The sequence below is a fragment of the Peteryoungia desertarenae genome (assembly GCF_005860795.2).
Taxonomy (GTDB): Bacteria; Pseudomonadota; Alphaproteobacteria; order Rhizobiales; family Rhizobiaceae; genus Allorhizobium; species Allorhizobium desertarenae.
The window spans coordinates 1,235,897-1,257,228 of record NZ_CP058350.1 but is presented as its reverse complement, the minus strand read 5'-3'; the positions used below and the strand labels follow the sequence as shown (position 1 = coordinate 1,257,228).

General features: G+C 60.1%; 21 protein-coding genes, 1 tRNA gene and 1 pseudogene. 8 read left to right on the top strand and 15 right to left on the bottom strand.

Features of this window, described 5'->3' with window-relative positions; translation table 11 throughout:
* Positions 1-118: 118 nt before the first annotated feature.
* The 6 genes from FE840_RS05915 to FE840_RS05890 form a co-directional block, all read right to left on the bottom strand.
* Positions 119-493, bottom strand: coding sequence for a hypothetical protein (locus FE840_RS05915; RefSeq protein WP_138285759.1), 375 nt, complete (start codon positions 491-493; stop codon positions 119-121).
* Positions 494-589: 96 nt separating this feature from the next.
* A complete protein-coding gene (locus FE840_RS05910; protein WP_138285997.1) occupies positions 590-1,105 on the bottom strand; it encodes a GNAT family N-acetyltransferase in 516 nt (171 codons plus the stop codon).
* 68 nt (positions 1,106-1,173) lie between these two features.
* Positions 1,174-1,761, bottom strand: a complete 588-nt coding sequence (locus FE840_RS05905) for a helix-turn-helix domain-containing protein (protein WP_138285760.1) — start codon at positions 1,759-1,761, stop codon at positions 1,174-1,176.
* A 199-nt stretch (positions 1,762-1,960) separates the two neighbouring features.
* Complete coding sequence (locus tag FE840_RS05900; RefSeq protein WP_138285761.1) at positions 1,961-3,535, bottom strand: globin-coupled sensor protein; 1,575 nt, start codon at positions 3,533-3,535, stop codon at positions 1,961-1,963.
* Positions 3,536-3,838: 303 nt separating this feature from the next.
* A complete protein-coding gene (locus tag FE840_RS05895; protein WP_138285998.1) occupies positions 3,839-5,590 on the bottom strand; it encodes a methyl-accepting chemotaxis protein in 1,752 nt (583 codons plus the stop codon).
* A 514-nt stretch (positions 5,591-6,104) separates the two neighbouring features.
* Positions 6,105-6,506, bottom strand: coding sequence for a ketosteroid isomerase-related protein (locus FE840_RS05890; RefSeq protein WP_138285762.1), 402 nt, complete (start codon positions 6,504-6,506; stop codon positions 6,105-6,107).
* An 81-nt stretch (positions 6,507-6,587) separates the two neighbouring features.
* Here FE840_RS05890 and FE840_RS05885 point away from each other — a divergent pair, with 81 nt between their 5' ends.
* From FE840_RS05885 to lepA, 5 genes are all read left to right on the top strand, one after another.
* Complete coding sequence (locus FE840_RS05885) at positions 6,588-7,181, top strand: GNAT family N-acetyltransferase (RefSeq protein WP_138285763.1); 594 nt, start codon at positions 6,588-6,590, stop codon at positions 7,179-7,181.
* Positions 7,178-8,053 carry a carbon-nitrogen hydrolase family protein gene (locus FE840_RS05880; RefSeq protein WP_138285764.1) on the top strand — a complete coding sequence of 292 codons (876 nt, stop codon included), beginning with the start codon at positions 7,178-7,180 and terminating at the stop codon, positions 8,051-8,053. Before FE840_RS05885 ends, FE840_RS05880 begins: the two co-directional genes overlap by 4 nt.
* Positions 8,054-8,124: 71 nt before the next feature.
* On the top strand, positions 8,125-8,394 hold the full coding sequence (locus tag FE840_RS05875; protein WP_138285765.1) for a CopG family ribbon-helix-helix protein: 270 nt from the start codon (positions 8,125-8,127) through the stop codon (positions 8,392-8,394).
* Complete coding sequence (locus FE840_RS05870) at positions 8,391-8,705, top strand: type II toxin-antitoxin system RelE/ParE family toxin (RefSeq protein WP_138285766.1); 315 nt, start codon at positions 8,391-8,393, stop codon at positions 8,703-8,705. Before FE840_RS05875 ends, FE840_RS05870 begins: the two co-directional genes overlap by 4 nt.
* A gap of 124 nt (positions 8,706-8,829) precedes the next feature.
* Positions 8,830-10,653, top strand: coding sequence for a translation elongation factor 4 (gene lepA, locus FE840_RS05865; RefSeq protein ID WP_138285767.1), 1,824 nt, complete (start codon positions 8,830-8,832; stop codon positions 10,651-10,653).
* A gap of 126 nt (positions 10,654-10,779) precedes the next feature.
* Here lepA and FE840_RS05860 read toward each other — a convergent pair whose 3' ends face one another.
* From FE840_RS05860 to FE840_RS05840, 5 genes and pseudogenes are all read right to left on the bottom strand, one after another.
* A complete protein-coding gene (locus tag FE840_RS05860) occupies positions 10,780-11,193 on the bottom strand; it encodes a hypothetical protein (RefSeq protein WP_171033641.1) in 414 nt (137 codons plus the stop codon).
* A gap of 1,411 nt (positions 11,194-12,604) precedes the next feature.
* A complete protein-coding gene (locus tag FE840_RS05855; protein WP_210271781.1) occupies positions 12,605-14,215 on the bottom strand; it encodes a CRTAC1 family protein in 1,611 nt (536 codons plus the stop codon).
* Positions 14,212-15,528: a vanadium-dependent haloperoxidase gene (locus FE840_RS05850; protein WP_138285769.1), complete on the bottom strand. Its 1,317-nt coding sequence runs from the start codon at positions 15,526-15,528 to the stop codon at positions 14,212-14,214. The genes FE840_RS05855 and FE840_RS05850 overlap by 4 nt, the downstream gene beginning before the upstream one ends.
* A 130-nt stretch (positions 15,529-15,658) precedes the next feature.
* Positions 15,659-16,360, bottom strand: a complete 702-nt coding sequence (locus tag FE840_RS05845; RefSeq protein ID WP_138286000.1) for a type 1 glutamine amidotransferase — start codon at positions 16,358-16,360, stop codon at positions 15,659-15,661.
* Positions 16,361-16,492: 132 nt separating this feature from the next.
* A pseudogene (locus tag FE840_RS05840) lies at positions 16,493-16,924 on the bottom strand (DoxX family protein); the annotation flags it as partial.
* A gap of 159 nt (positions 16,925-17,083) precedes the next feature.
* Here FE840_RS05840 and FE840_RS05835 point away from each other — a divergent pair.
* From FE840_RS05835 to FE840_RS05825, 3 genes are all read left to right on the top strand, one after another.
* A complete protein-coding gene (locus FE840_RS05835) occupies positions 17,084-17,398 on the top strand; it encodes an Rdx family protein (RefSeq protein ID WP_138285770.1) in 315 nt (104 codons plus the stop codon).
* Between the two features lie 89 nt (positions 17,399-17,487).
* Positions 17,488-17,574: transfer RNA gene (locus FE840_RS05830), tRNA-Leu, on the top strand.
* A 154-nt stretch (positions 17,575-17,728) separates the two neighbouring features.
* A complete protein-coding gene (locus FE840_RS05825) occupies positions 17,729-17,944 on the top strand; it encodes a hypothetical protein (protein ID WP_138285771.1) in 216 nt (71 codons plus the stop codon).
* A gap of 43 nt (positions 17,945-17,987) precedes the next feature.
* Here the strand turns inward: FE840_RS05825 and FE840_RS05820 are convergent, their stop codons facing one another.
* From FE840_RS05820 to FE840_RS05805, 4 genes are all read right to left on the bottom strand, one after another.
* Positions 17,988-18,389, bottom strand: a complete 402-nt coding sequence (locus FE840_RS05820) for a hypothetical protein (protein WP_138285772.1) — start codon at positions 18,387-18,389, stop codon at positions 17,988-17,990.
* 73 nt (positions 18,390-18,462) lie between these two features.
* Complete coding sequence (locus FE840_RS05815) at positions 18,463-19,341, bottom strand: C40 family peptidase (RefSeq protein WP_425502176.1); 879 nt, start codon at positions 19,339-19,341, stop codon at positions 18,463-18,465.
* Between the two features lie 15 nt (positions 19,342-19,356).
* A complete protein-coding gene (locus FE840_RS05810; protein ID WP_138285774.1) occupies positions 19,357-19,707 on the bottom strand; it encodes a MarR family transcriptional regulator in 351 nt (116 codons plus the stop codon).
* Between the two features lie 95 nt (positions 19,708-19,802).
* Positions 19,803-21,191, bottom strand: coding sequence for a leucyl aminopeptidase family protein (locus FE840_RS05805; protein ID WP_138285775.1), 1,389 nt, complete (start codon positions 21,189-21,191; stop codon positions 19,803-19,805).
* Between the last annotated feature and the right edge of the window lie 141 nt (positions 21,192-21,332).

Below are 21,332 nucleotides of genomic sequence, written 5' to 3'. Positions count from 1 at the left end.
CTTATACCAGGTGTCGACGATGGGTCGATAAGGCCCCAACTGAAAAAGGCGGATAACCGGCGTTGCGACCGGATATCCGCCCCCTTACCCCCTCGGCCCCCAGCCGATCAGGTAATCCTTATTCGACGAGCGTGATCTGCTCGGTCTGACCGCCGGTGCAGGTATAGCAGCAGTCGGAGCAATTTTCGGCATTGTCAGGACCGGTGCCCCAATAGGTTCCCTGGTCGCCGGAAACCCAGGCCCCGTAGCAGATCTTCTCGCCCTCAATGCAAGAGAGCGGAATTTCCTTGACCTCGCCATCATCGAGATAGAAGACCTCGCCATTGCCCGGCCAGACATGGTTGCGATCCTGGCTGTAGAGCTCGACCTCGACGGCATTCGGATGATCATTTTGCATAACGAAGGTCACGTCCGCTGCGAAAGCCGAAGAGGCCGCGAACGAAACCAGAAGAACCGCAGCGCCAGCAGCGCGCAACCGGGACAGATAGGCCATGTTTCCCCCTTGGAAGACCATCCAAAACTCCCGTCTCCTTAGCACGACTTCCGCAGCATGAGATGGGGCCGGGCTGCGCTTTTTTTGGTCTAGGCGTCACGCCAAGCGCTTGTAAAACAGGGTCGTGTCGCAAAGGCGTCCGTCCGGAAAGAGGGCGTAGCCGGGAATCAGGCCACAGCGGAGCCAGCCCAACCTTTCATAGATCCTTTCCGCCGGTTCACCCGTTGCGGTATCGAGGACAAGAAGGCTGCGTCCGGCACTGATTGCGCCCTTCTCGGCGGCTTCCATCAACAGACGGGCAAGACCCTGCCCCCTTGCACGCCGATGCACCAGCATCTTCTTCAGGTCGGCCCGATGGGGCTGGTTGGGCTGGGAGGCAAAGCCGACCTGAACCGTGCCCACGACATGGCCTTCCTCATCCACGGCCGCATAGAGCAGCGTTTCCTTGCGCCCCACCGAGGCAATGACAGGCTCCCAGAAGAGGCGCGCCTCCGCGAGGCTGAAGCCGTCCATGAAGCCGACGGAGGCGCCACCCTCAACGCAATCCACCAGCACGCCGCACAGGTCATCAAGAGCTTCCCGGGCTTCGTCTTCATCAAGCTGTTTGATCATGGGCACGGCACTGACTTTCCTTCTCTTGGCGGTGGCGGGGTTTCATCTCTGGCGGATCGAAGAGACAATCATGGCAGTTGCCCCGCCCCGAAGGACAGGATCACCGCATAGCGACAGGGCTGGTCACCCGGATTGCGATAGGCACTGATATCGGCCACGTTCATGAACAGGCAGTCGCCGGTGTGCAGTCGAATGGGTTTGTCTCTGACCGTCACTTCGATTGCTCCGGCCAGAACCCACAGATGCTGGGTCTGGCTGCGACTGGCAAGTTGCCCTTCAAAGCGCACCTCCCGCCCCGGCGGAAACTCGACCTCAATGATCTCGGTGTTGCTGCCGGTGCCGGTTGCCGAGACTGCCCGTCGCAGATAACCGCTTTCCGGATCGCGCCATTCCGGCTGGTCCTTTCGGCGACGCAGAGGCCCTTCGCCGCCGGTCCCGTCGGCGAAAAACACCGAGAGCGACACGCCGAGGGCCGAACAGAGCCTTGCCAGGGTCGCCGCCGTCGGACTGGCTTCCGCCCGCTCGACCTTGGAGATCATCGCACGACTGACGCCGGAGAGCGCAGCCAGCTGATCCAGGGTCAACCGCTGGCCGAGCCGCAATCGCCGGACCTTTTCGCCCACCAGATCTTCAAATTGCTCGACTGAATTTTCCATTATAGGAGAATTCAAGCATATTTTGATGGAGTCAATACCCCTGACAGAACGGACAAAAAAAAGAGCCTCGACCGAGAAGGCCGGAGGCTCAGGGCATTTCGTGCTGATCAAGCTGTTGTCTCTTAAGCCTTCGACAAAGTGGGCGGCCAGTCTGGACCACCAGAACTGCTCCAATCAGGGCGAGCGACGCTCCGATGTGTCAGGCAGCCCGGGACGTGCGGCCCGCGATCTCTTTGGCGCGCGAAGCACCCGTTTGCGGTGTGCCTGTCTCTGCCATACGTGATACCTGGAATTCACTGAGCATCTGGGCGATGCGGGTCACTTCCTGCATCAGACCATGGGCTGCCGCATTGCTTTCCTCGACCATGGCGGCATTTTGCTGGGTGCCCTGGTCCATCTGATTGACCGCGTGATTGATTTCCTTGATGCCGGTTGCCTGTTCGCGCGCAGCCGTGACAATCGCCTCGACATTGGCATTGATGCTCTGGACCTCGGCCACGATTTCCTTGAGCGCCTCACCGGTCTGCCCGACCAGCGACACACCATTCTTGACCTGTTCGTTGGAGGTGTTGATCAGGCTCTTGATTTCCTTGGCTGCCTGGGCAGAACGCTGGGCCAGTTCCCGCACCTCCTGGGCAACCACGGCAAAGCCCTTGCCGGCTTCACCGGCCCGTGCCGCCTCGACACCGGCATTCAGCGCCAGAAGATTGGTCTGAAACGCGATTTCGTCGATGACGCCGATGATGTTTGAGATCTGGGTCGAAGAGGCTTCGATCTTGCTCATGGCCTCCACGGCATTGCCGACAACCTCGCCGGATTTCTCAGCCTTTTGCCGCGTGTTGCGCACCAGCTTGCCGGCCTCGTCGGCCCGATGGCTGGAATCGGCGATGGTTGTCGTGATCTGTTCCAGGGCTGCCGCCGTCTGTTCGACGGACGCTGCCTGCTGCTCCGTTCGGCGGGCGAGATCATCCGCTGCCGTGCGAATTTCCGTGGTTGCGGCATGGATCTGGGCCGATGCACCACTGATTGCGCCAATGGTGCCCGAAAGTTCCTCCAGACAGTCGTTGAAGTTGTCCCGGAGGGCATGATAGGCCTCTGGCAGGTCGGCATGGATGCGGTGACGCATGTCCTTGGCGGCGATGGCGGCCATCGCCTTGCCAAAGATGTCGCAAACCATCGCCCGTTCTGCGTCGATGGCTTCAGCCTGTGCCTTCTGTTTGGCGGCTTCCGCTTCATCGAGATAGACGGAAATGGCAAGATCCATGTCAAGCAACACGGCCTTGACGAGACTTGCCAGCGATCTTCCGAATGTCTCAGGGTTTGCCTTCCGGGAGGAGAAAAGTCCTTTCTGCGGGAACGTGTCCTTGATTGCGGTCTCGATCAGATGCTCGAGGATCAAGGCATAGCCGCCGATATACCATTGTGGTTCCAGACCGATGCGGGCATGGACCTTGCCGATGGTGCATACCTTGCGCACATAGTCATCGCCGAAATTGCCATCGGCGATGTTGGCCCAATGGCCGAGCTGCGCGCCCTTGGCATGCTTGATGTGGTCTTCGGAGGAGAAGAAGCGGCTGACCTCGGGCGCATGACGCAGCTGTGCATAGAACTTGTCGAGACCTTTCGGCAGTTCCTGCTCGATAAGGCTCTTCAAACTGCGGATCCCGGCGCGGCGCTCCTCCGTCATCTCCATGAAATCGAGACGGCGGCTGATGTTCAATTCGCCGGTCTGTGCAGTCTCGGTACTCTTTTCATACGACACTCGATGCGACATGGTCCCCTCACATGCTGGTTGTGGCAGGGGCCTGGGTTTGGTGGTTGTCTGCGAACCCCATCTCCTGCGAGCTTTGACCACCTAAATTTGAGGGGATATTCTTCGAATTTCGTTAACAATAAGGTTTAGGAGAGCGATTTCTTACAATTTTTTGCGCGCCTATGTTAACCTTTTATTTACTTCATCGACCTTCGGGCTTGCGGGCAATCAGGTCTTGAAACATTGACCGTGGAAATGTGAAAAACCCCGATGCATGGCATCGGGGTCCGAGATGGAGAACCGGGTCCAAGGACGCTCTACCGGTCAGAAGTCCTGCCATCCATCATTCTTGAGCGCGGCATTGCCGCTAAAGGCTGCTCTGGCTCTTGTCTGCATCTCGCGTGCCGGAGACGGGACAAGGCTCATGTCATGATTGGCCGCCATGGGCCGGCTCCGTCGCTGCGGCGCCGAGGATTGACCGAGCTTGAACTGGGCGAGCAGCCGGAACAGTTCTTCGGCTTCATGGGCCAGCCTCTGAGCCGTCCCATTGGTTTCCTCGACCATGGCGGTATTCTTCTGCGTTCCCTGATCCATGGTATTGACCGCGGTATTGATCTCCTTCAGGCCGGTCGCCTGTTCGCGGGAGGCCTCGACGATCGCGGCAACATTGGTGTTGACCTGGAGCACCTGGGTCACGATCGTTTCGAGCGCCTTGCCGGTTTCACCGACCAGTGCCACGCCGTTTTGCACATGGCCATTGGAGGCGCTGATCAGGTCCTTGATTTCCTTGGCCGCCTTGGCGGAACGCTGGGCAAGCTCACGCACTTCCTGGGCCACAACTGCAAATCCTTTGCCCGCTTCGCCAGCGCGAGCAGCCTCGACGCCCGCATTGAGTGCCAGGAGATTGGTCTGGAAGGCGATTTCGTCGATCACGCCGATAATGTTGCCGATTTCCGAGGCAGAGGCCTCGATCTTGCCCATGGCTTCAACCGCGCTGTGGACGACCTTGCCGGAGCGCTCGGCGCTTTCCTTGGTCTGCTGCACCAACTGACCCGCCTCCTGGGCTCGCGAACTGGAATCGGCAACCGTGGTGGTAATCTGTTCAAGCGCCGCGGCGGTCTCCTCAACAGAGGACGCCTGCTGCTCGGTGCGTCTTGAAAGGTCTTCGGAGGCGGAACGGATCTCCTGGGCTGCCGCCGAGATAGCGCTGGCATTTTGCGACACAGAGCATAGCGCCAACTTAAGCTTCTCGACCGCCTCGTTGTAGTCAAGCCGCAGCCTTTCGAGTGCCGGCTGAAACGGCTTGTCCAGCTGTTGGGTCAGATCGCCATCCGCGAGCCCCTTCAGGGCATTGGCCAGAAGGTCAACATTAGCGACGCGTTCGGAGACGTCGCTTGCAAATTTGACGATCTTGAACACCTTGCCGTTCATGTCGAAAATCGGGTTATAGGAGGCCGAGATGTGAATGCGCCTGCCACCCTTGGCGATCCGTTCATATTCGGCGGAGAAGAACTCACCGCGTGCAAGGCGTGCCCAGAACTGGCGATAGTCTTCGCTTCTTGCGTATTCGGGATCGCAGAACATCGAGTGATGCTTGCCCTGGATCTCGGACAGCGCATAGCCGATCGCGCCACAGAAGTTCTCGTTGGCGTTAAGGATCGTGCCATCAGGCGTGAATTCGATCATGGCTTGGGCGCGTGAAATCGCGGCCAGCTTGCCCGCATCATCGGCGGCCTTCAGCTTTACCGCCGTAATGTCGGAGGCAAACTTGATGATCTTGTAGGTCCTGCCGCTTTTCTTCACCGGATTGTAGGAGGCCTCGATCCAGAATTCCTGGCCGGCCTTGTTGAAGCGGCGGTATTGGCGCCGGTCGAAATTGCCGGCTGCCAGATTGGCCCAGAAATCCCGATAGTCCTGCGAGGCGGCCTCCTGTGGGTCGACGAAAATGCGATGGTGCTTGCCGACAATCTCGCTCAAGGCATAACCGACAGCGCCGCAGAAGTTCTCGTTGGCCCACAGAATAGTGCCATCGGGCTTGAACTCGATGATGGCCTGCGACTGGTTCATCGCCTCCATGATTGCGCTTGCATCATTACCCCAACTTGAGAATTTCCGGTCCACAGCTCGGCTCCACTGAACGTTTCACTAATCGCTCATATGTCGTGATGGTCTTGGGTCCTTGCATAATCAGCAACGCTTGCACCTCCGGCACGCTGCCGCCATCACCCACATATTTCACATGCAAGATTTAGGGGTGGAGGCGTTTAAAGATTGTAAACGTTAAGGCCGACACCCAGCAAAAATTGACGGAATTCAGGAAAATCCGGCGGCAATTGCCTTAAAATTGAGCATATTCTCACGCTGGTTGCATTTTGCCGCAAAGTATCGAGCAGAATTATCGTGCTTTGATAAGATCATTTGCGCCGAATATTCTTCAACGGCACACAGTCTGCTTGCAGCCCTTGCGGGTCTTTCATGGCGCAGATCAACCCGCCGCCTCATTCTCGATGCGACGGGTTTGCAATTCCTCTGGACGTGACGTTTCGCCCGATCGGTTTGGTCAGGCCGGGCTGGTCAAAACGAGGCCCTGTCAACCACTGACCTGGGCAATCCAGTCCGGCAGGCTGTAATAATTGGAAATGCGGGCGACCTTGCCGTCGCGGATCTCGAAGAAGGCGCCGGCAGGCAGGCGGTAGGTCTGGCCATTGGCTTCCGGCAGGCCCTCGTCGGTCGCCAGATAAGTGCCGTTGACGATGAACTCCGCCGCCCCGCGCGTGCCGTCCTCGCTCACCATGATCACCATGTCGGTGAGTTCCTCCTTATAGCAGCGGTTCATGTGGTCCATGAACGTCGCGAAGGCTTGCCTGCCTGTCTGGCGGGCACCCTGGTTGATGTCATGCGCCACGTCATCGGTCAGGAGCGCGAGGAAACGGTCCATGTCACCGGCATTGAAGGCATCGTAATAGGCGCGGATGGTGGCGGCGGCGGTCATCGATCACTCCTCGTCGTGGAATTGCTTTCTCGGGTCGTTGCAGATGGGTATAAACGCTCAGCAACGGACTGAAAACACTCTATGGCGCTTACCATCCAATCCTTTTCCGGCAGCGACGCCGCCCCCTTCTTCGACGACCTTGCGCGGCTCAGAACCACCGTGTTCCGCGATTTTCCCTATCTCTACGAGGGAAATCCGGCCTACGAACAGACCTATCTCTCTACCTATGCGAAATCCGAGGGCTCAGTCTTCGTCATTGCCCGCGATGGTGACCAGGTGGTTGGGGTTGCCACGGGAACGCCGATGGCGGGCGAGACCGAGGAGGTCAAACGCCCCTTCCTTGCGGCAGGGCTCGATCCAGATCAGTTCTTCTATTTCGGCGAAAGCGTGCTTTTGCCGCAGTATCGCGGCCAGGGAATCGGCGTGAAATTCTTCGAAGGTCGCGAGGCGCAGGCAAGGACGCTCGGCCTGCGCTATGCCACCTTCTGCTCCGTCGAGCGCCCTGCCGACCATCCGCGCCGGCCTGCCGACTATCAGCCGCTCGACACCTTCTGGCAAAAACGCGGCTACACCCATTACCCTGCGCTTCGGACCACCTTCACCTGGCGCGACCTTGATGAAAACGTGGAAAGCCCGAAGCCGCTTTCCTTCTGGATCCGGGATCTGAACCCATGACATCCCTCACCCTTGCCGCCTGCCAGTACAAGATCGAGCTCATCGAGACCTGGGAGTCTTACGTCCTCCACCTGACGCAGCTCGTGCATCAGGCCGTCGAGCGCGGTGCGGAACTCGTGCTGCTGCCGGAATATGCCGGCCTCGTGCTCGCCGGCCAGCTTGAGTCTGACACCCGCTCTGACCTCCACGGTTCGATTGCCGGCATCCAGCCGCTGATCCCGGCCTGGGTCGAACTCTGCGAAGCACTCGCCCGCACCCATGCCATCGTCTTCCAGCCCGGCTCCGCACCGGTGCTCGATCCTGACGGTCAATACCGGAACCGCGCCTTCCTCTTCGGTCCCGACGGCCTGATCGGCCATCAGGACAAGATCATCATGACACGCTTCGAGCGCGAGCAATGGGGGATTGCCGCCGGAAAGCACGGCCTCACCGCCCTCGACACGCCGCTTGGCAAGCTCGGCATCCTGATCTGCTACGACAATGAATTCCCGATGCTCGCCCGCAATCTTGCCGAGCAAGGCGTCGACCTGATCCTGGCGCCTTCCTGCACCGACACGCTGGCCGGCGCCTATCGCGTGCGCATCGGCGCCCAGGCCCGGGCGCTGGAAAACCAGATCGCCGTCCTATCCTCACCCACCGCAGGCACCGCTCCCTGGTCGCCGGCGATGGACGAAAACCGCGGCCGCGCTGCCCTTTACGTCCCTTCCGACTACGGTATGCCGCCCAGTGGCATCTATGCGGAAAGCGAGAGCGACGCGGTCGAGGAAAGCCATTGGCTGATCACCGAGATCGACCTCGACACCGTGCGGCGCCTCAGAACCGAAGGCCAGGTCGCCACCCGCCGCGACTGGCCGGAACAGTTTGGGGTTTGAGGGATCTAGGCGGTTCTGGCGAAGGACCTGCAGACAGGCTATAATCACTACCTAACCAGTGGAAAAGCGCCATGTCGTCCCGCACCACCATGACAATCGAGATCCGCCAGGACGTGAAGGACCAGCTTGATGCGCTGGCATCCGGCGCCGACCAAAGCAGCCAGCGCCTCGCCGAAGACGCGGTCACCGCCTTTGTCGAGCAGGAACTTGCCTTGCGGCAATCTATTGAGAGAAACCTTGAGCAAGGTCGGGCGGGCGACACCGTTGCCCATTCAGACGCAATCGTCGAGATGCGCGCCGTGATTGCCGCAGTGCGTGGCAAACGGGCAGCGCGGGGATGACGCGGCCGGTCGTCTGGGCGGCCGATGCCATGCGCGACACGCTCGAGATCCTCCGGCATATCGCGGAAGACGACCCGGATGTGGCCGAGCGCATCGTCGATCTCATCGAGGTCGCAGGCTACCGGCTTGGCGAGGTCCCCACGGGCCGCCCCGGACGCGTCCGGGGCACATTCGAGAAATCGCTCGCTCCGCTGCCCTGGATCCTTTGCTATGCCATCGAGGACAGCTTCGACGAACAACGCATCCTCATTCTCAGGGTCATCCATACCGCCCGCAACTGGCCGAAAGGGGATTGGCCTCAAAGCTCATGAGCGACCCCGGCTTTGAATTGCGCTTCGCACTCCGTCGCCTGCGACGTCAAAACCGCCGTGATCGCCCGGAAAACCCGATCTTTCCGCTTTGCGATACAAGGGCTCGCTGCTATATGCGCGAGCCATGAGCACATCGACCCGCACCCATCTCGACCATATCCGCAACTTCTCCATCGTCGCCCATATCGACCATGGCAAATCGACGCTGGCCGACCGCCTGATCCAGATGACCGGCGGCCTGGCCGATCGTGAGATGTCGGAACAGGTTCTCGATAACATGGAGATCGAGAAGGAACGCGGCATCACCATCAAGGCCCAGACGGTGCGCCTGCACTACAAGGCCAACAACGGCGAGACCTATGTGCTGAACCTGATCGACACGCCCGGACATGTCGACTTCGCCTATGAAGTGTCGCGCTCGCTCTCGGCCTGCGAAGGCTCGCTTCTCGTCGTCGACGCCTCTCAAGGCGTCGAGGCCCAGACGCTGGCCAATGTCTATCAGGCGATCGACAACAATCACGAGCTGGTCACCGTGCTCAACAAGGTGGACCTGCCCGCCGCAGAACCCGAGCGCATCAAGGAACAGATCGAGGAAGTCATCGGTATCGATGCCTCGGAAGCCGTGCTGATCTCGGCAAAGACCGGTCTCGGCATCCCCGATGTTCTCGAAGCCATCGTCCACAAGCTGCCGGCACCGAAGAGCGAAGGCGGCGAGAAGGCCCCCCTCAAGGCGCTGCTGGTCGACAGCTGGTACGACACCTATCTCGGCGTCATGGTTCTCGTGCGCATCATCGATGGCGTGCTGACCAAGGGCCAGACGATCCGCATGATGGGCACGGGTGCGAGATATTCCGTCGAACGCGTCGGCGTGCTCACGCCTAAGATGGTCAATGTCGACAGCCTCGGACCCGGCGAAATCGGCTTCATCACCGCCTCGATCAAGGAAGTGGCCGATACCCGCGTCGGTGACACGATCACCGATGACCGCCGTCCGACGGAAAAGGCCCTGCCGGGCTTCAAGCCGGCGCAGCCGGTCGTCTTCTGCGGCCTCTTCCCCGTCGACGCCGCAGATTTCGAGGATCTCCGCGCCGCCATGGGCAAGCTGCGCCTCAACGACGCCTCCTTCTCGTTCGAAATGGAAAGCTCGGCAGCGCTCGGCTTCGGCTTCCGCTGCGGCTTCCTCGGCCTGCTGCACCTCGAAATCATCCAGGAGCGCCTGGAGCGCGAGTTCAATCTTGACCTCGTCGCGACCGCCCCGTCCGTTGTCTACCAGATGGTCATGACAGACGGCACGGAGAAGGAGCTGCACAACCCCGCCGACATGCCCGATGTCGTGAAGATCGAGGAAATCCGCGAGCCGTGGATCAAGGCGACGATCATGACGCCGGACGATTATCTCGGCGGCATCCTGAAGCTCTGCCAGGACCGCCGCGGCATCCAGACCGAACTCACCTATGTCGGCAACCGCGCGATGATCACCTATGAGCTGCCACTCAACGAAGTGGTCTTCGATTTCTACGACCGCCTGAAGTCGATCTCCAAGGGTTACGCCTCCTTCGACTACAATATCATGGACTATCGTGACGGCGACCTCGTGAAGATGTCGATCCTGGTCAATGGCGATCCCGTCGATGCGCTCTCCATGCTCGTCCACCGATCGGCAGCCGACCGCCGCGGTCGCGGCATGTGCGAGAAGCTGAAAGAGCTCATCCCGCCGCATATGTTCCAGATCCCGATCCAGGCCGCGATCGGCGGCAAGGTGATCGCCCGCGAAACCGTCCGCGCGCTGCGCAAGGACGTCACCGCCAAGTGCTACGGCGGCGACGCATCCCGCAAGCGCAAGCTTCTCGACAAGCAGAAGGAAGGCAAGAAGCGCATGCGCCAGTTCGGCAAGGTCGAGATCCCGCAGGAAGCATTTATTGCGGCGCTGAAGATGGGCGATGAGTGACACCGTCCTGCTCCTCCCCTTGCGGGGGAGAGGACGAAACATCGACGGCTTGGGCGCGCGCAAGCCGCCTAAACTTCAGATTTTCCAGGAGAGGGGCGCGGTTATGCTGGCACTCACCTCACCCCTTTACCCTGGCCTTGACCGCCAGCGCACAATGAAAACCACCATATGCAGGACGAGGATATAGATCAGCGCCGGTGGCAGTAGGAAAAAGAGCAGAACAGGCGTCACATTGCCGCCGCTGCCGGAAGCAGCGATGACCAGCGCAACAACGGCCACCATGGGTACAAGCGGCACGAGCGCCGCCGCTCGCCACCAGCCACGCATCCACCAGAGCGCCGTGAGCTGCGCCAACACATAGATCGCTGCATAGCTATCGAAGTGATCGATAATATGGTCCACCATGGGATCCAGTCTGGCCGGTTTGCGCCCGAAACGCCAGCGTCCCTGCTGCAGTTTTGAACAACTGGTGGGAAGCGACCGCCCGCCCGTCAGATAGCCTCCACTTCTGTGGATGAAACCCAAAGTGCTCGTTCTCATCAATATCCCGACTTCAACTCCTCCCCTCCCCCATGCGGGGGACAGGGGGGCATGCTTTCGACCTTGGCCCTTATCCGGTCGCCGGCGCCTTCTCCCTGCGAACGCGGAGAATGACCAGGTGGCTATCATGCGCGACCATACCTCTCCCTTAGAGGGAAAGGCTTCGGCGCGTTGGCTGAAGGCAATGGGGCGTCAGATCTGCGCCAACACCACCTCCCCCCTTGCGGGGGAGGACGGAAAATCGAAGGCTTGAGGTCCGCGGAAGCCGCCTAAACTTCAGATTTTCCCGGAGAGGGGCCTAGCGCGCGGCCTTTCCTCTCCCTCCAGGGGAGAGAAAAGGCCTGCGATCACACTTTCGTGATCAATTTTCCAGTCCCTCGCGAATACCCTCTATTTCCACGGGTCCGGCGGCTCCATTGCGTGTCTTTTGGGGGATGATCATTCCAAATTCCCCAATCATTCCAATCACCATACCCCATTTTCATCCCCCTCCGTTTTTCTCGTTCTATCCTGTCCCCGTTCCGCCCTCGGATACACCGGACATTGCGAAGTCCGGCGAGGCGGGGCCGGTGCCGGGGTGGAGGGCTGTCGCAGGTCCAAGATAACGGCGTCGCAACGGTCTCACTCCCTTCGCCAGGAAGAAGGGACAACCGGCCCGGATGGCCGGTTCCTGATCTTCCTGCCTGATCAGAAGGGGCGTGCCTGGGAGGCACACAAGGAGGCGTCCGGCGCAAATGCCGGATGACAAGACGGCGGGGAGCTCTGAAGATCCAAAAAGGATCGAAGGGACATCCCCGGGACTGAGGGTCCGGCCGGACGGTACCATCCGGCGGGAACCTCGCGGGCCAACCGGCCAGGCTCTTGGCCTGTCTCACAAGGACAGGCGAGACCCGACCCTCAAGCCCGGACGACGGTGGATCGCCAATGATCTACCCGTCACCGCCGCCTCTGCAGCGAGACACTGCGATGGAAAAGACACCGAACAGGGCGCCGGAAGGAGCCACATAAACTACTTAGATAGGTTGCTTCTGGCGCCCTGTCCGAGACTGAAGACAAAGGCCGACATGGCCGCAACCGGAGGGCCAAACCCGACCGGACATTGGCCATGGTTTTTTGACAATTGGAGATTGGCGCCGCCTTCCCTCTCCCCTTGCGGGAGAGGCTTCGGAGCGTTGGCCGAAGGCCGGAAATCGATCCTGTGAATCGATTTCAGCGAACGGAGGCCTGAGCGCGACGCCGCGCGAAGGCGATGAGAAGAGTTAGCCCGATCAGGGCTAAACTTCTGATTTTGTTGGTGAGGGGCTCGGTGAGGCGGGCAGGAATCTCCCCCTCACTTGGAACTTCTAGCACCTAGCCGAAGGCTAAGATGCTGAAATTCCATTCTCTGCCTCCAGGGGAGAGAAGAGGCTCCTCATCGCGCGCCTGGCACCCAGGCTTTTGGCTCTGCCCCGCGCTCCACCACGTAAAACCCGTTGGTCGCCACCCGCTGCCAGTCGCCTGCTTCGCCTTCCGGCCAGAGCACGCGGAATTCCGCCTCACTGTCGGCTCCCAGACCGAAATGGATCCAGCCGATCTTGCCGCCGACATGGCCGCCGCCGGAGGTGACTTCGCGGGTCAGCAGACGGCCCTGATGGCGGACCTCGATGAAAGCGCCGATGGCGTCGCGATTGGGACCCGTGTCGGACAGGGCCAGAGCCAGAAAGCGTCCGGCATCCGGCGTTTCGTTGCGCCAGATCTCGACCGACGAGCCCTGATTGACGACAACGAGATCGACCAGACCATCGAGATTGAAATCGGCTAGTGCGCCGCCTCGGCCTGTCGCCATGCTGGCAATGCCGGCCTCTTCGCCCATCTCGATGAAGCGGCCATCCTCGCCCTGCACCAGCAGATTGTTCGGATCGCGGGCGGCAAAATCCGGCATCTCGGCAACATTGCCCTTGGCGATGAAGAGGTCGACAAGGCCATCATTGTTGACGTCCTCGAATTCGGTATGCCAGGCGGTCGAGGGGCGGATTTCACCACCGGTATAGGGGCGATGCGCCGTTACACCCCGGGCAAAGGCAATGTCCTTGTAGCTCGGGCGGGCCTGCCCGTTTTCCGGTGCCTGATCCAGCACCTGCAGCTTGTTGTCGGCCATGCTGGTCAGGAAATAGTCGGGATAGCCGTCAAAATTGACGTCGTAGCTCGCAATGCCCATGCCCCAGATGCGCAGATATTTCCAGCCATCCTCCTCCGTGAAGAGGCGCGGCGTCTCACCGGGCCGGATCTGCCACATCTGCTCCTGACCGCCCTTGTAATATTCGCGGTCATTGGAGACGCGCAGCGAGGGCGTGCCGGAGCGATCCCAGTCGGTGAAGAGGATGGAAAGCGGGCAATAGGAGGGATCGAGCGGCAGCGGTTCGCCAAAGCGGCGCTCGGAATTCGACACCGGACGATGCAGCCAGTTGGCGGTGCAGGAGCCCCAAGGTTCAAAATCCTCGAAGCGGTCAATGTAATTACCGATTGCGATTGTCGGCCAGACGGCGCCTTTCTCGAAGGTGGCCGAGAAAGCGGTTGACCAGGCATCGCCGCCGTCAAAGCCCCAGGCCTCATTGGCGCGCTCGAAGCGGCATTCGCCAAGGCCGCGCATGGCGACATTTTCGCCGGAGCGCAGAACGATCAGGTCCTTGATCCCGTCGCCATCGACATCGAGCGGATAGGCGCCGATGACGAGGTCCAGTTCGAGGCCGGACGCCATTTCCTCGAAGGCCAGGTTGCCGCCAACCTTGCTGGTATTGCGGTAGAATTTGGCTTTGCCCTCGCCGCCGGCGAGATAGAGATCGGGAAAGCCGTCTTCATTGCAGTCGAAGCTTGCGGCCCCGCCACCGACCATGAATTCATAGCCGCCGCGATAGGTGCTTTCGATACCGCTTGTGGCGGTTTCGTCGACGAAGCGCGGCGTGACGGGAGACCCGTTCGCCATGGCCGGACCGGTCGCGAGGCCGAGGACAAACAGCGCCGAGAGAGAGAAAACGGGCCTCATTGCGCCGTCACCAGCTGGACCGTGTATTCACCGATACAGCGGCCCTGATCAAGGCCACGATCGATTGCTGCGCGGAAATGGATGCCGCCGTAAAGGCGCGAAATACCCGCCTCCTCGGCTGCGGCCCAGAAGCTGGGGAAGGACCGTGCCGCCAACCCGTCATCGACATGGGTGTCGTCGATAAAGGCGAAGTTCTCGCCGAAGAAGGCGGTCAGCACCGTAGCGGCTGCACCCGACTGGGTCGAATGGCCGCTTGGATATTCCGGGAAGGGCGGCGTGATCAGGATCGGCTCCCAGGTCGGATCCATAACCTTGCGGATATAGGTGACAGGCCGGATCAGGTCGAAGTCGAACTTCGAATACCAGCAGCCGATAAAGGCATCGGCCAGACCGACACCAAGACGGGCGAGAAGATCGGCACTCTTGGCACCATCGGCATCGACCATATCGAGGGCATCGAGCGCGATTGCGATCCAGTGACCGGGCGGGGTCGGCGACAGCATCGGATCATCCGACCAGAAGCGGGCGATAATCTCCTGCTCAGGCGTGAGGTTCTTGACCGCCAGGTAGACTTCCTCGGCTTCCTTGCGAAATTCCGATCCTTCGGCCTCGCTGTATTCGGGCGGCGGTGGCAGGTTGCAGGTCTCGGGCTTTGGCATGGCGAAGGTGCGGTTGCTCGCCCATTGCGGCAGGAGCGGCGTCTGCTGCTGGCCGATCGTGCTGGTCGGCACCCAGCGACCGGGCTCCGTCGAAACCGCATAGTCGAGCGGGAAGCCCATGTTTTGGACTTTCGCGCCGCCATCCTGATCCGCCCAGGCACGGACATGCTCGAAGATTGCCCGACCATGGGCCTCGCTGGCGGCCAGCACTTGCGGATCGACCCCTTCAGACACCCTCGCCGCCATGCGTTCGGTGACGCGTTTCATCGTGCGCTGCCCGGTCGGACCGGTATTGTCGAAGAAATAGCCAGCGGCCGAGGCAAGCGCTGCATTGAGCACAACGACATCGTCATAGGTGACCGCGGGATTGCGGGATGGCAGAGGCGTCAGGCCGTTGAGCTGACCGGCAAGGCTTTTGAGCGCAGGATTGCCGGAGGCATTGGCTTCATAGGCGGTGATGCCGAGATAGGCAAAGGCACGGCTTGCCACGGGCGGTGAATAGGTCGGCGTGTGGCGCACGAGATTGAGCACCAGCTTGTACCAGTCATCGATCACCATTGCAGTGGTCAGGCGCTCGGAGGCAGCCGCCGGCATCGCCAGAAGTGAAAAAATGACCAGCCACATGGCCGGCAACCGTCTTGCCACCGCTTTCATATGCCTCCTCCCACAGGTTGCCAAAGCTCTGTCTTAATCGATTGAACACCGATAAAGCATGGCGCCAAGGTCCGATGCAAGACCGGTGGCAACAAAGCAGGGCGACGGCCATCGTCAGAAGGACAGGCTCTCAGGGATTGATCAGCCGGACCCAGGCGCGGGCCAGCGCCAGTCCCGCCTCATCCGACAAGGCTCCATGGCGTTCGGCAAGCTCGGGATGACGGGTAAGCCAGCCCGGTTCCTTTCGCTCGATCATGTCAGGAAACTCCCGCGACCAGTTGGCCACCACGGCGCGGCTGGCCTCGAAATGGAACTGGAAGCCATAGGCGGCGCGGCCCACGCGGAAGGCCTGGTGGCGGACATCGGCATTTTCGGCGAGATGGACGGCAGAAGCCGGCAGATCGAAGGTGTCGTCATGCCACTGGAAGGACCAGAATTGCTCCGGCACGGCTGAAAGCACAGGGTCACTCTCCGCAGCTTTCGTCCGTTCAATTGCTCGCCAGCCAAACTCAGGTGCGATGCCGATTCGGTTTTGCGCGCCATAGGCGCGGGCCAGCAACTGACTGCCGAGACAAATGCCGAGGACGGGTTTTCCCGCCTCGCCATAGGTGTGCATCAGATTGGCAAGACAGGGCAGATAGGGATGCCTGTCGTCGTCTAGCGCGTTTTGTTCACCGCCGAAGACCACAAGCGCATCATGGTCTCCAGGACCGGGCAGAGCCTCACCGGAATAGGCCCGGATAACAGTTACCTCTGCCCTCGCCTCCGTGAGGGCGACGCCAACCTGGCCGGCATGAGTGATCCTGGAATTTTCGATTATGGCGACGCGCATCTGAGGCTCTGAATGGAAGACAGGCAGGAAGGCCAAAAAGAGCACGGCGCAAGTGCAAGAACAAGACGGCGCGGGGGAGTAACCGCGCCGTCGCCTGCACGGCGGTGGGAGGTTTATACCCCGCCGCTTGTCAAAAGGTTTTTTCAGCCGCGCATCAACCGAATGGGCATTGCCGCTGCGGCTGGCGAAGTAGACTGTGACAGCAGCCCAGAGAAGCGCCTTTTCCGCACCGGAAAAGCCCTGATCAAGCGTGACCCAATGGAAATAGGAGGCAACGAGCAGAACGATCGTGGCGGCAATTGCGACCGGGCGGGCAAAGAGGCCGATTGGAAAAAGGATGCCGCCAGAAAACTCGGTTGCGGCGAGAAGCGGGGACCAGAAGACACCGGGATAGAAGCCCAGCCCCTCGACCATCTGGACCGAGCCGAAGGGATCGGTGATCTTGCCAAAGCCGTGAATCACGAAGAAAGCACCGGCAACGACGCGCAAAAGGGTTTCAACGATTTCGTGGGTGCTGGCGCAAATTGGGGCAACAGCCGGGTCAATCCGGCTTCTCGCGTTCAATCTGGGACATTTGCGCTCTTCTGCAATAGCAATTGGATCTTGAATACCAATCGGCTGGAACGACCTTCACGCAACAGGTCAGGCTGCGGTGCGAAAGGCCTTGCAAGAGCGAATGCGCAAGAACATGACTATTCCAGTGAGCTTTCTTATGAGGTGGCTGTGAGCGACAGATACAAACCACGCATCAGCATAGTCTATTGCAGCCAGTGCAACTGGCTCCTGCGCGCCGGATGGATGGCACAGGAATTGTTGCAGACCTTCGGTGATGGGCTGAAGGAAGTTGCGCTCATCCCCGGCACCGGAGGCAATTTCGAAATTCGGGTCGATGACACCCTGGTCTGGGAAAGAAAGCGGGATGGCGGCTTTCCGGGGCCGAAGGAACTGAAGCAACTGGTTCGTGATGTCATTGACCCGGATCGGGATCTTGGTCATGTGGACCGGACCAGGAAGGAATCCGCTGACGGGGGGAACTGACGCTTTCCGCCATTATCGGCGGGACCGACATGAAAACTTCAAAAAGCGTGTTGACAGGTCATGGCAGGCCGATTACACGGCTCCTCGTCGCCCAGATGGCGGAATTGGTAGACGCGCCAGCTTCAGGTGCTGGTACTCGAAAGGGTGTGGAGGTTCGAGTCCTCTTCTGGGCACCAATTCTCATTTCAGACCAAGCATTTGCTGGACTGAGAGACCTGACAAAAGAGCCCGCGCAAGCGGGCTTTTTTGTTGCCCTGACGCAAATGAGGCGGCACAGTTGTCTCTGGATTTGGCCGCTGCGCCTTCAACCTGCCAAGACAAGGACACAGCATGGAAACCGTCGCCATCGAGACCCGCAGCGACTTTGCCCTTTGGGCCATCGAACGGGCCAAAGAGATTGTCGCACAGCAAGGGTCGGACCTTGCTATTGCCTCCCGCGATATGGACGAGGATGCGATCCGGGAAGCCGGTCAGGCACTCGGGAGCGCGATCAGCGAGGCGCTGCTCGAAGTGTTTGACGGGTTGCTTGGCACAGACGAGGGTTAAACGGTCTCGGTCCTGCATCTTCGAGAGAGACCTGCGGGCAAAGTCAGTCGATGATCCGCGGATTGACCCCCGGATACCAACCACTGGTAGGCGGCGTGGTGCCCTGATAAACGATACCGTCCTTTTCGCAGCGGTAGATGATGCGCGGCATGACATCCTCTATCGTTTCTCGTCGATTGAGGCGCGGAGCGACAGTCACCGTCTGGCAGTTGTAGCCCTCCTCGAAAACCATCGGGTCCTGCGCCTTGACGCCGGGCAGATCCTTGAAGGGTTGAGCGGACCCCGCCTGACCCCAGTCAATGTCTGGCTGGGCGGCAAATGCAGGAACGGCAACAGAAAAACTCAGCATCAGAAAAGCCGCAGGGACGAAGGCGGCTCGTATCCTGCGGGCGACAGCCTCTGTGCCACTGTCTTCCTTCTTCAAGGGCCATGGCAGAGATTTCATGGCGGGTAACCTCGTGCTGCATATCATTGTCTTGATATAAGCGCTGCCCTAGCGACAACCAAGAGCTGATGTTTCACGTTTTGACGAGCGGACGGCGGAAGCCGGTCGGTTGCTGGTAGAGCCATGCGATGCGGGCAATTGCACCATCGAGATCCTCGCGTGCGACACTCATGGTGTGACCATTGGCGTGCAGCAAGGTGTTTTCATCCTCCATGATGCCGACATGGCCCTTCCAGAAAACAAGATCGCCGCGTACCAGTTCAGATTGAAGGATCGGCTGACCGAGTCCGGTGGCCTGCATGTCACTATCGCGGGGAGCCCGCTCGCCGACCATCTGTAAAGACAGCTGGACGAGCCCGGAGCAATCGATGCCGAATGCGGAGCGACCGCCCCAGAGATAAGGCGTTTCCAGCAGGCGGGCGGCAATCGCCACATAATCGCTTTCCATCGCGTCATGGACGGAGCGGCAGTGGGCAGCGACTACGGCCGAACCATCGGCAAGGAGGAGATAGCGTGTACCACGGGTCTCAGCCTCTCCAGTGACTGCAAGCCGGCTGCCAAGCGAGAGGGCATGCCGACGGGGAAGACGAAGGTCCGGACCCGAATAGACGAAGCTGCGCGGCACTGCGATGAGATGAGTTGGCGATGGTTCCGTCGTGCTGATCGTCTCCTCCGGCACATAGCCGACATAGCCATCCAGGCCGGACTGCACCCAGGCGAACCCATTGGCCCGGTCGAAGACGCTGACAGGCTCACCGAACAGCAATTGCGTGTCGATGCCACGTGACAGAGCCGGCGCAGGCCTCAGATCAACCAGCGACACGCAAACGTGGGCAGGCTCGCCAGCGACAAAGCGGTCTGCCTCTACCCTGCCCTTCAACCGAATGTCGGCGAGATCGGCGCGCGCCGCATGAAGGCGGGCATCAAGCTTGTGGTCGGTCGGCATTCCCATCCTCGATGCTTGCGGTCAATGACCCGGCCTGCGGCCCTTTTCGATGATCAGATCGCCAAAATCCGACAGAAACTGGGCGCCAGCAACGGTGCGTTTGACGATCACGCTGCGTCGATCGAGATCATCACGGACACGGTCCACCAGTCCAAACGCACCCATGGTATCCAGCGCACGCGTGACGACCGGCTTCGTGACATTGAGGGCTGCGGCAAGGCCGCGGACAGTGTGCGGGGGCGGCACAAGATAGATGTGCAGGAGAATGGCAAACTGTCGCATGCTGAGATCAGGCCCCTGACGCCTGACCTGCTCCAACGTCACGTCATGCCACAGGCCTAGTGCCTGGCTTGCTGTCAGTTCAAGGCTCATGCCCGGGCCCCATGTCGGTTTACCCTGACCGTTGTCGAGCAAGGAGGACCTTATTGCAAGTCCTCCCTGCAGACGTTCACCTCAAGGCAGATACATCAATAGGTCTGGCGCAGGTATCGATACAAGGCACGGATCCCCTGGGCCTCGCCGCCAACAGGAGCATGAGGCCTCTCGCTCTGGCTCCAGCCAAACACATCCAGATGAACCCAGCGCCGACCCGTCGAAACGAAGCGCTTGAGGAACAGGGCTGCTGTGATGGAGCCTGCCATGCCGCCGGATGGCGCATTGGTCAGATCGGCGATCAGTGTTTTCAGCAGCCGCTCATATCCCTTGTGCAGGGGCAGGCGCCATAAGGGATCATCCGTCTCAAGGCTGGCGTCGAATAGCTGATGGGCCAGTTCCTCGTCATCCGTAAAGAATGGCGGCACATCCGGACCGAGCGCAACGCGGGCAGCACCGGTCAGTGTTGCCATATCGATCAACAGGTCGGGTTGTTCCTCATCGGCGAAAGTGAGCGCGTCTGCGAGAACCAACCGACCTTCGGCGTCGGTGTTATCGATCTGGACGGTTAGCCCTTTTCGGCTTCGATAGACGTCACCAGGTCGGAAGGCATTTCCGGAAATTGCGTTCTCAACTGCCGGAATGAGAACGCGCAGATCCACTTTCAGCTTCGCGTCCATGATCATCAGGGCAAGGCCAAGAACATTGGCAGCCCCGCCCATGTCCTTCTTCATCAGCAGCATGGATGAAGAGGGCTTGATGTCGAGGCCGCCGGTGTCGAAGCTCACGCCCTTACCGACGAGTGTCAGCTTGGGATGTCCTTTCTTGCCCCAGCGCATGTCGACAAGCCGGGGTGCAACCGCACTGGCGCGTCCAACGGCATGGATCAAAGGAAAGTTACTCTCCAGCAGTTCATCGCCGGAGATCACCTGAATATCAGCCTTGTAATGACCGGCAAGTGCACGGGCTGCGGCTTCGATATCAGCCGGAGTCATGTCATTTGCGGGCATGTTGATCAGATCGCGGGCGAGGAAGACGCCTGCAAGCTGCCGCTTTATGTCTGCGGCATCGGCATCCTGGGGAATAAGCAAATGTGGTTCTGTAACCCGGGCCTTGCGATAGAAATCAAAGCTGTAAGAGCCAAGTCCATAGCCCAGAAGCAGGCGATTGGCGGTCAACGGGGCGGTTTCGATGTGCCAGTCGCCAGCGGGAAGGCTGCGGGCGAGCTTTCCGGTGATGAACGGGTTTTCCGAAGGGTTGGCACCCAATCCGAAGAGTGCACCGGCGAGATGTCCATCGTCTCCCGGGACCAACAGAACGGCGCCTGCTTCAGCCTTGAAGCCCGCCTTCCTGGCCCAATCAAGGGCCAGCGGGTCCAGTGTGCCTGTCTCCACATGGGCCGGAGTGACGGCAAAGACGGGCAGCGTCTTGCCTCCCTTCGTGCTGAACGGAGAAGGGCGCTCGATGTACTGATACGGAACCATGGGGGCTTTCCTCGGGATACGACTCGCTGGGCGCGATTAACATTCTATTAGGGTTAACAGACTATTGCTGGTGCGGAGATTGTGTCGCTTTTTCGGGGCTTGAGGCCTTCGACCCAATGAGATGATTTTCGAGGTTGCCAC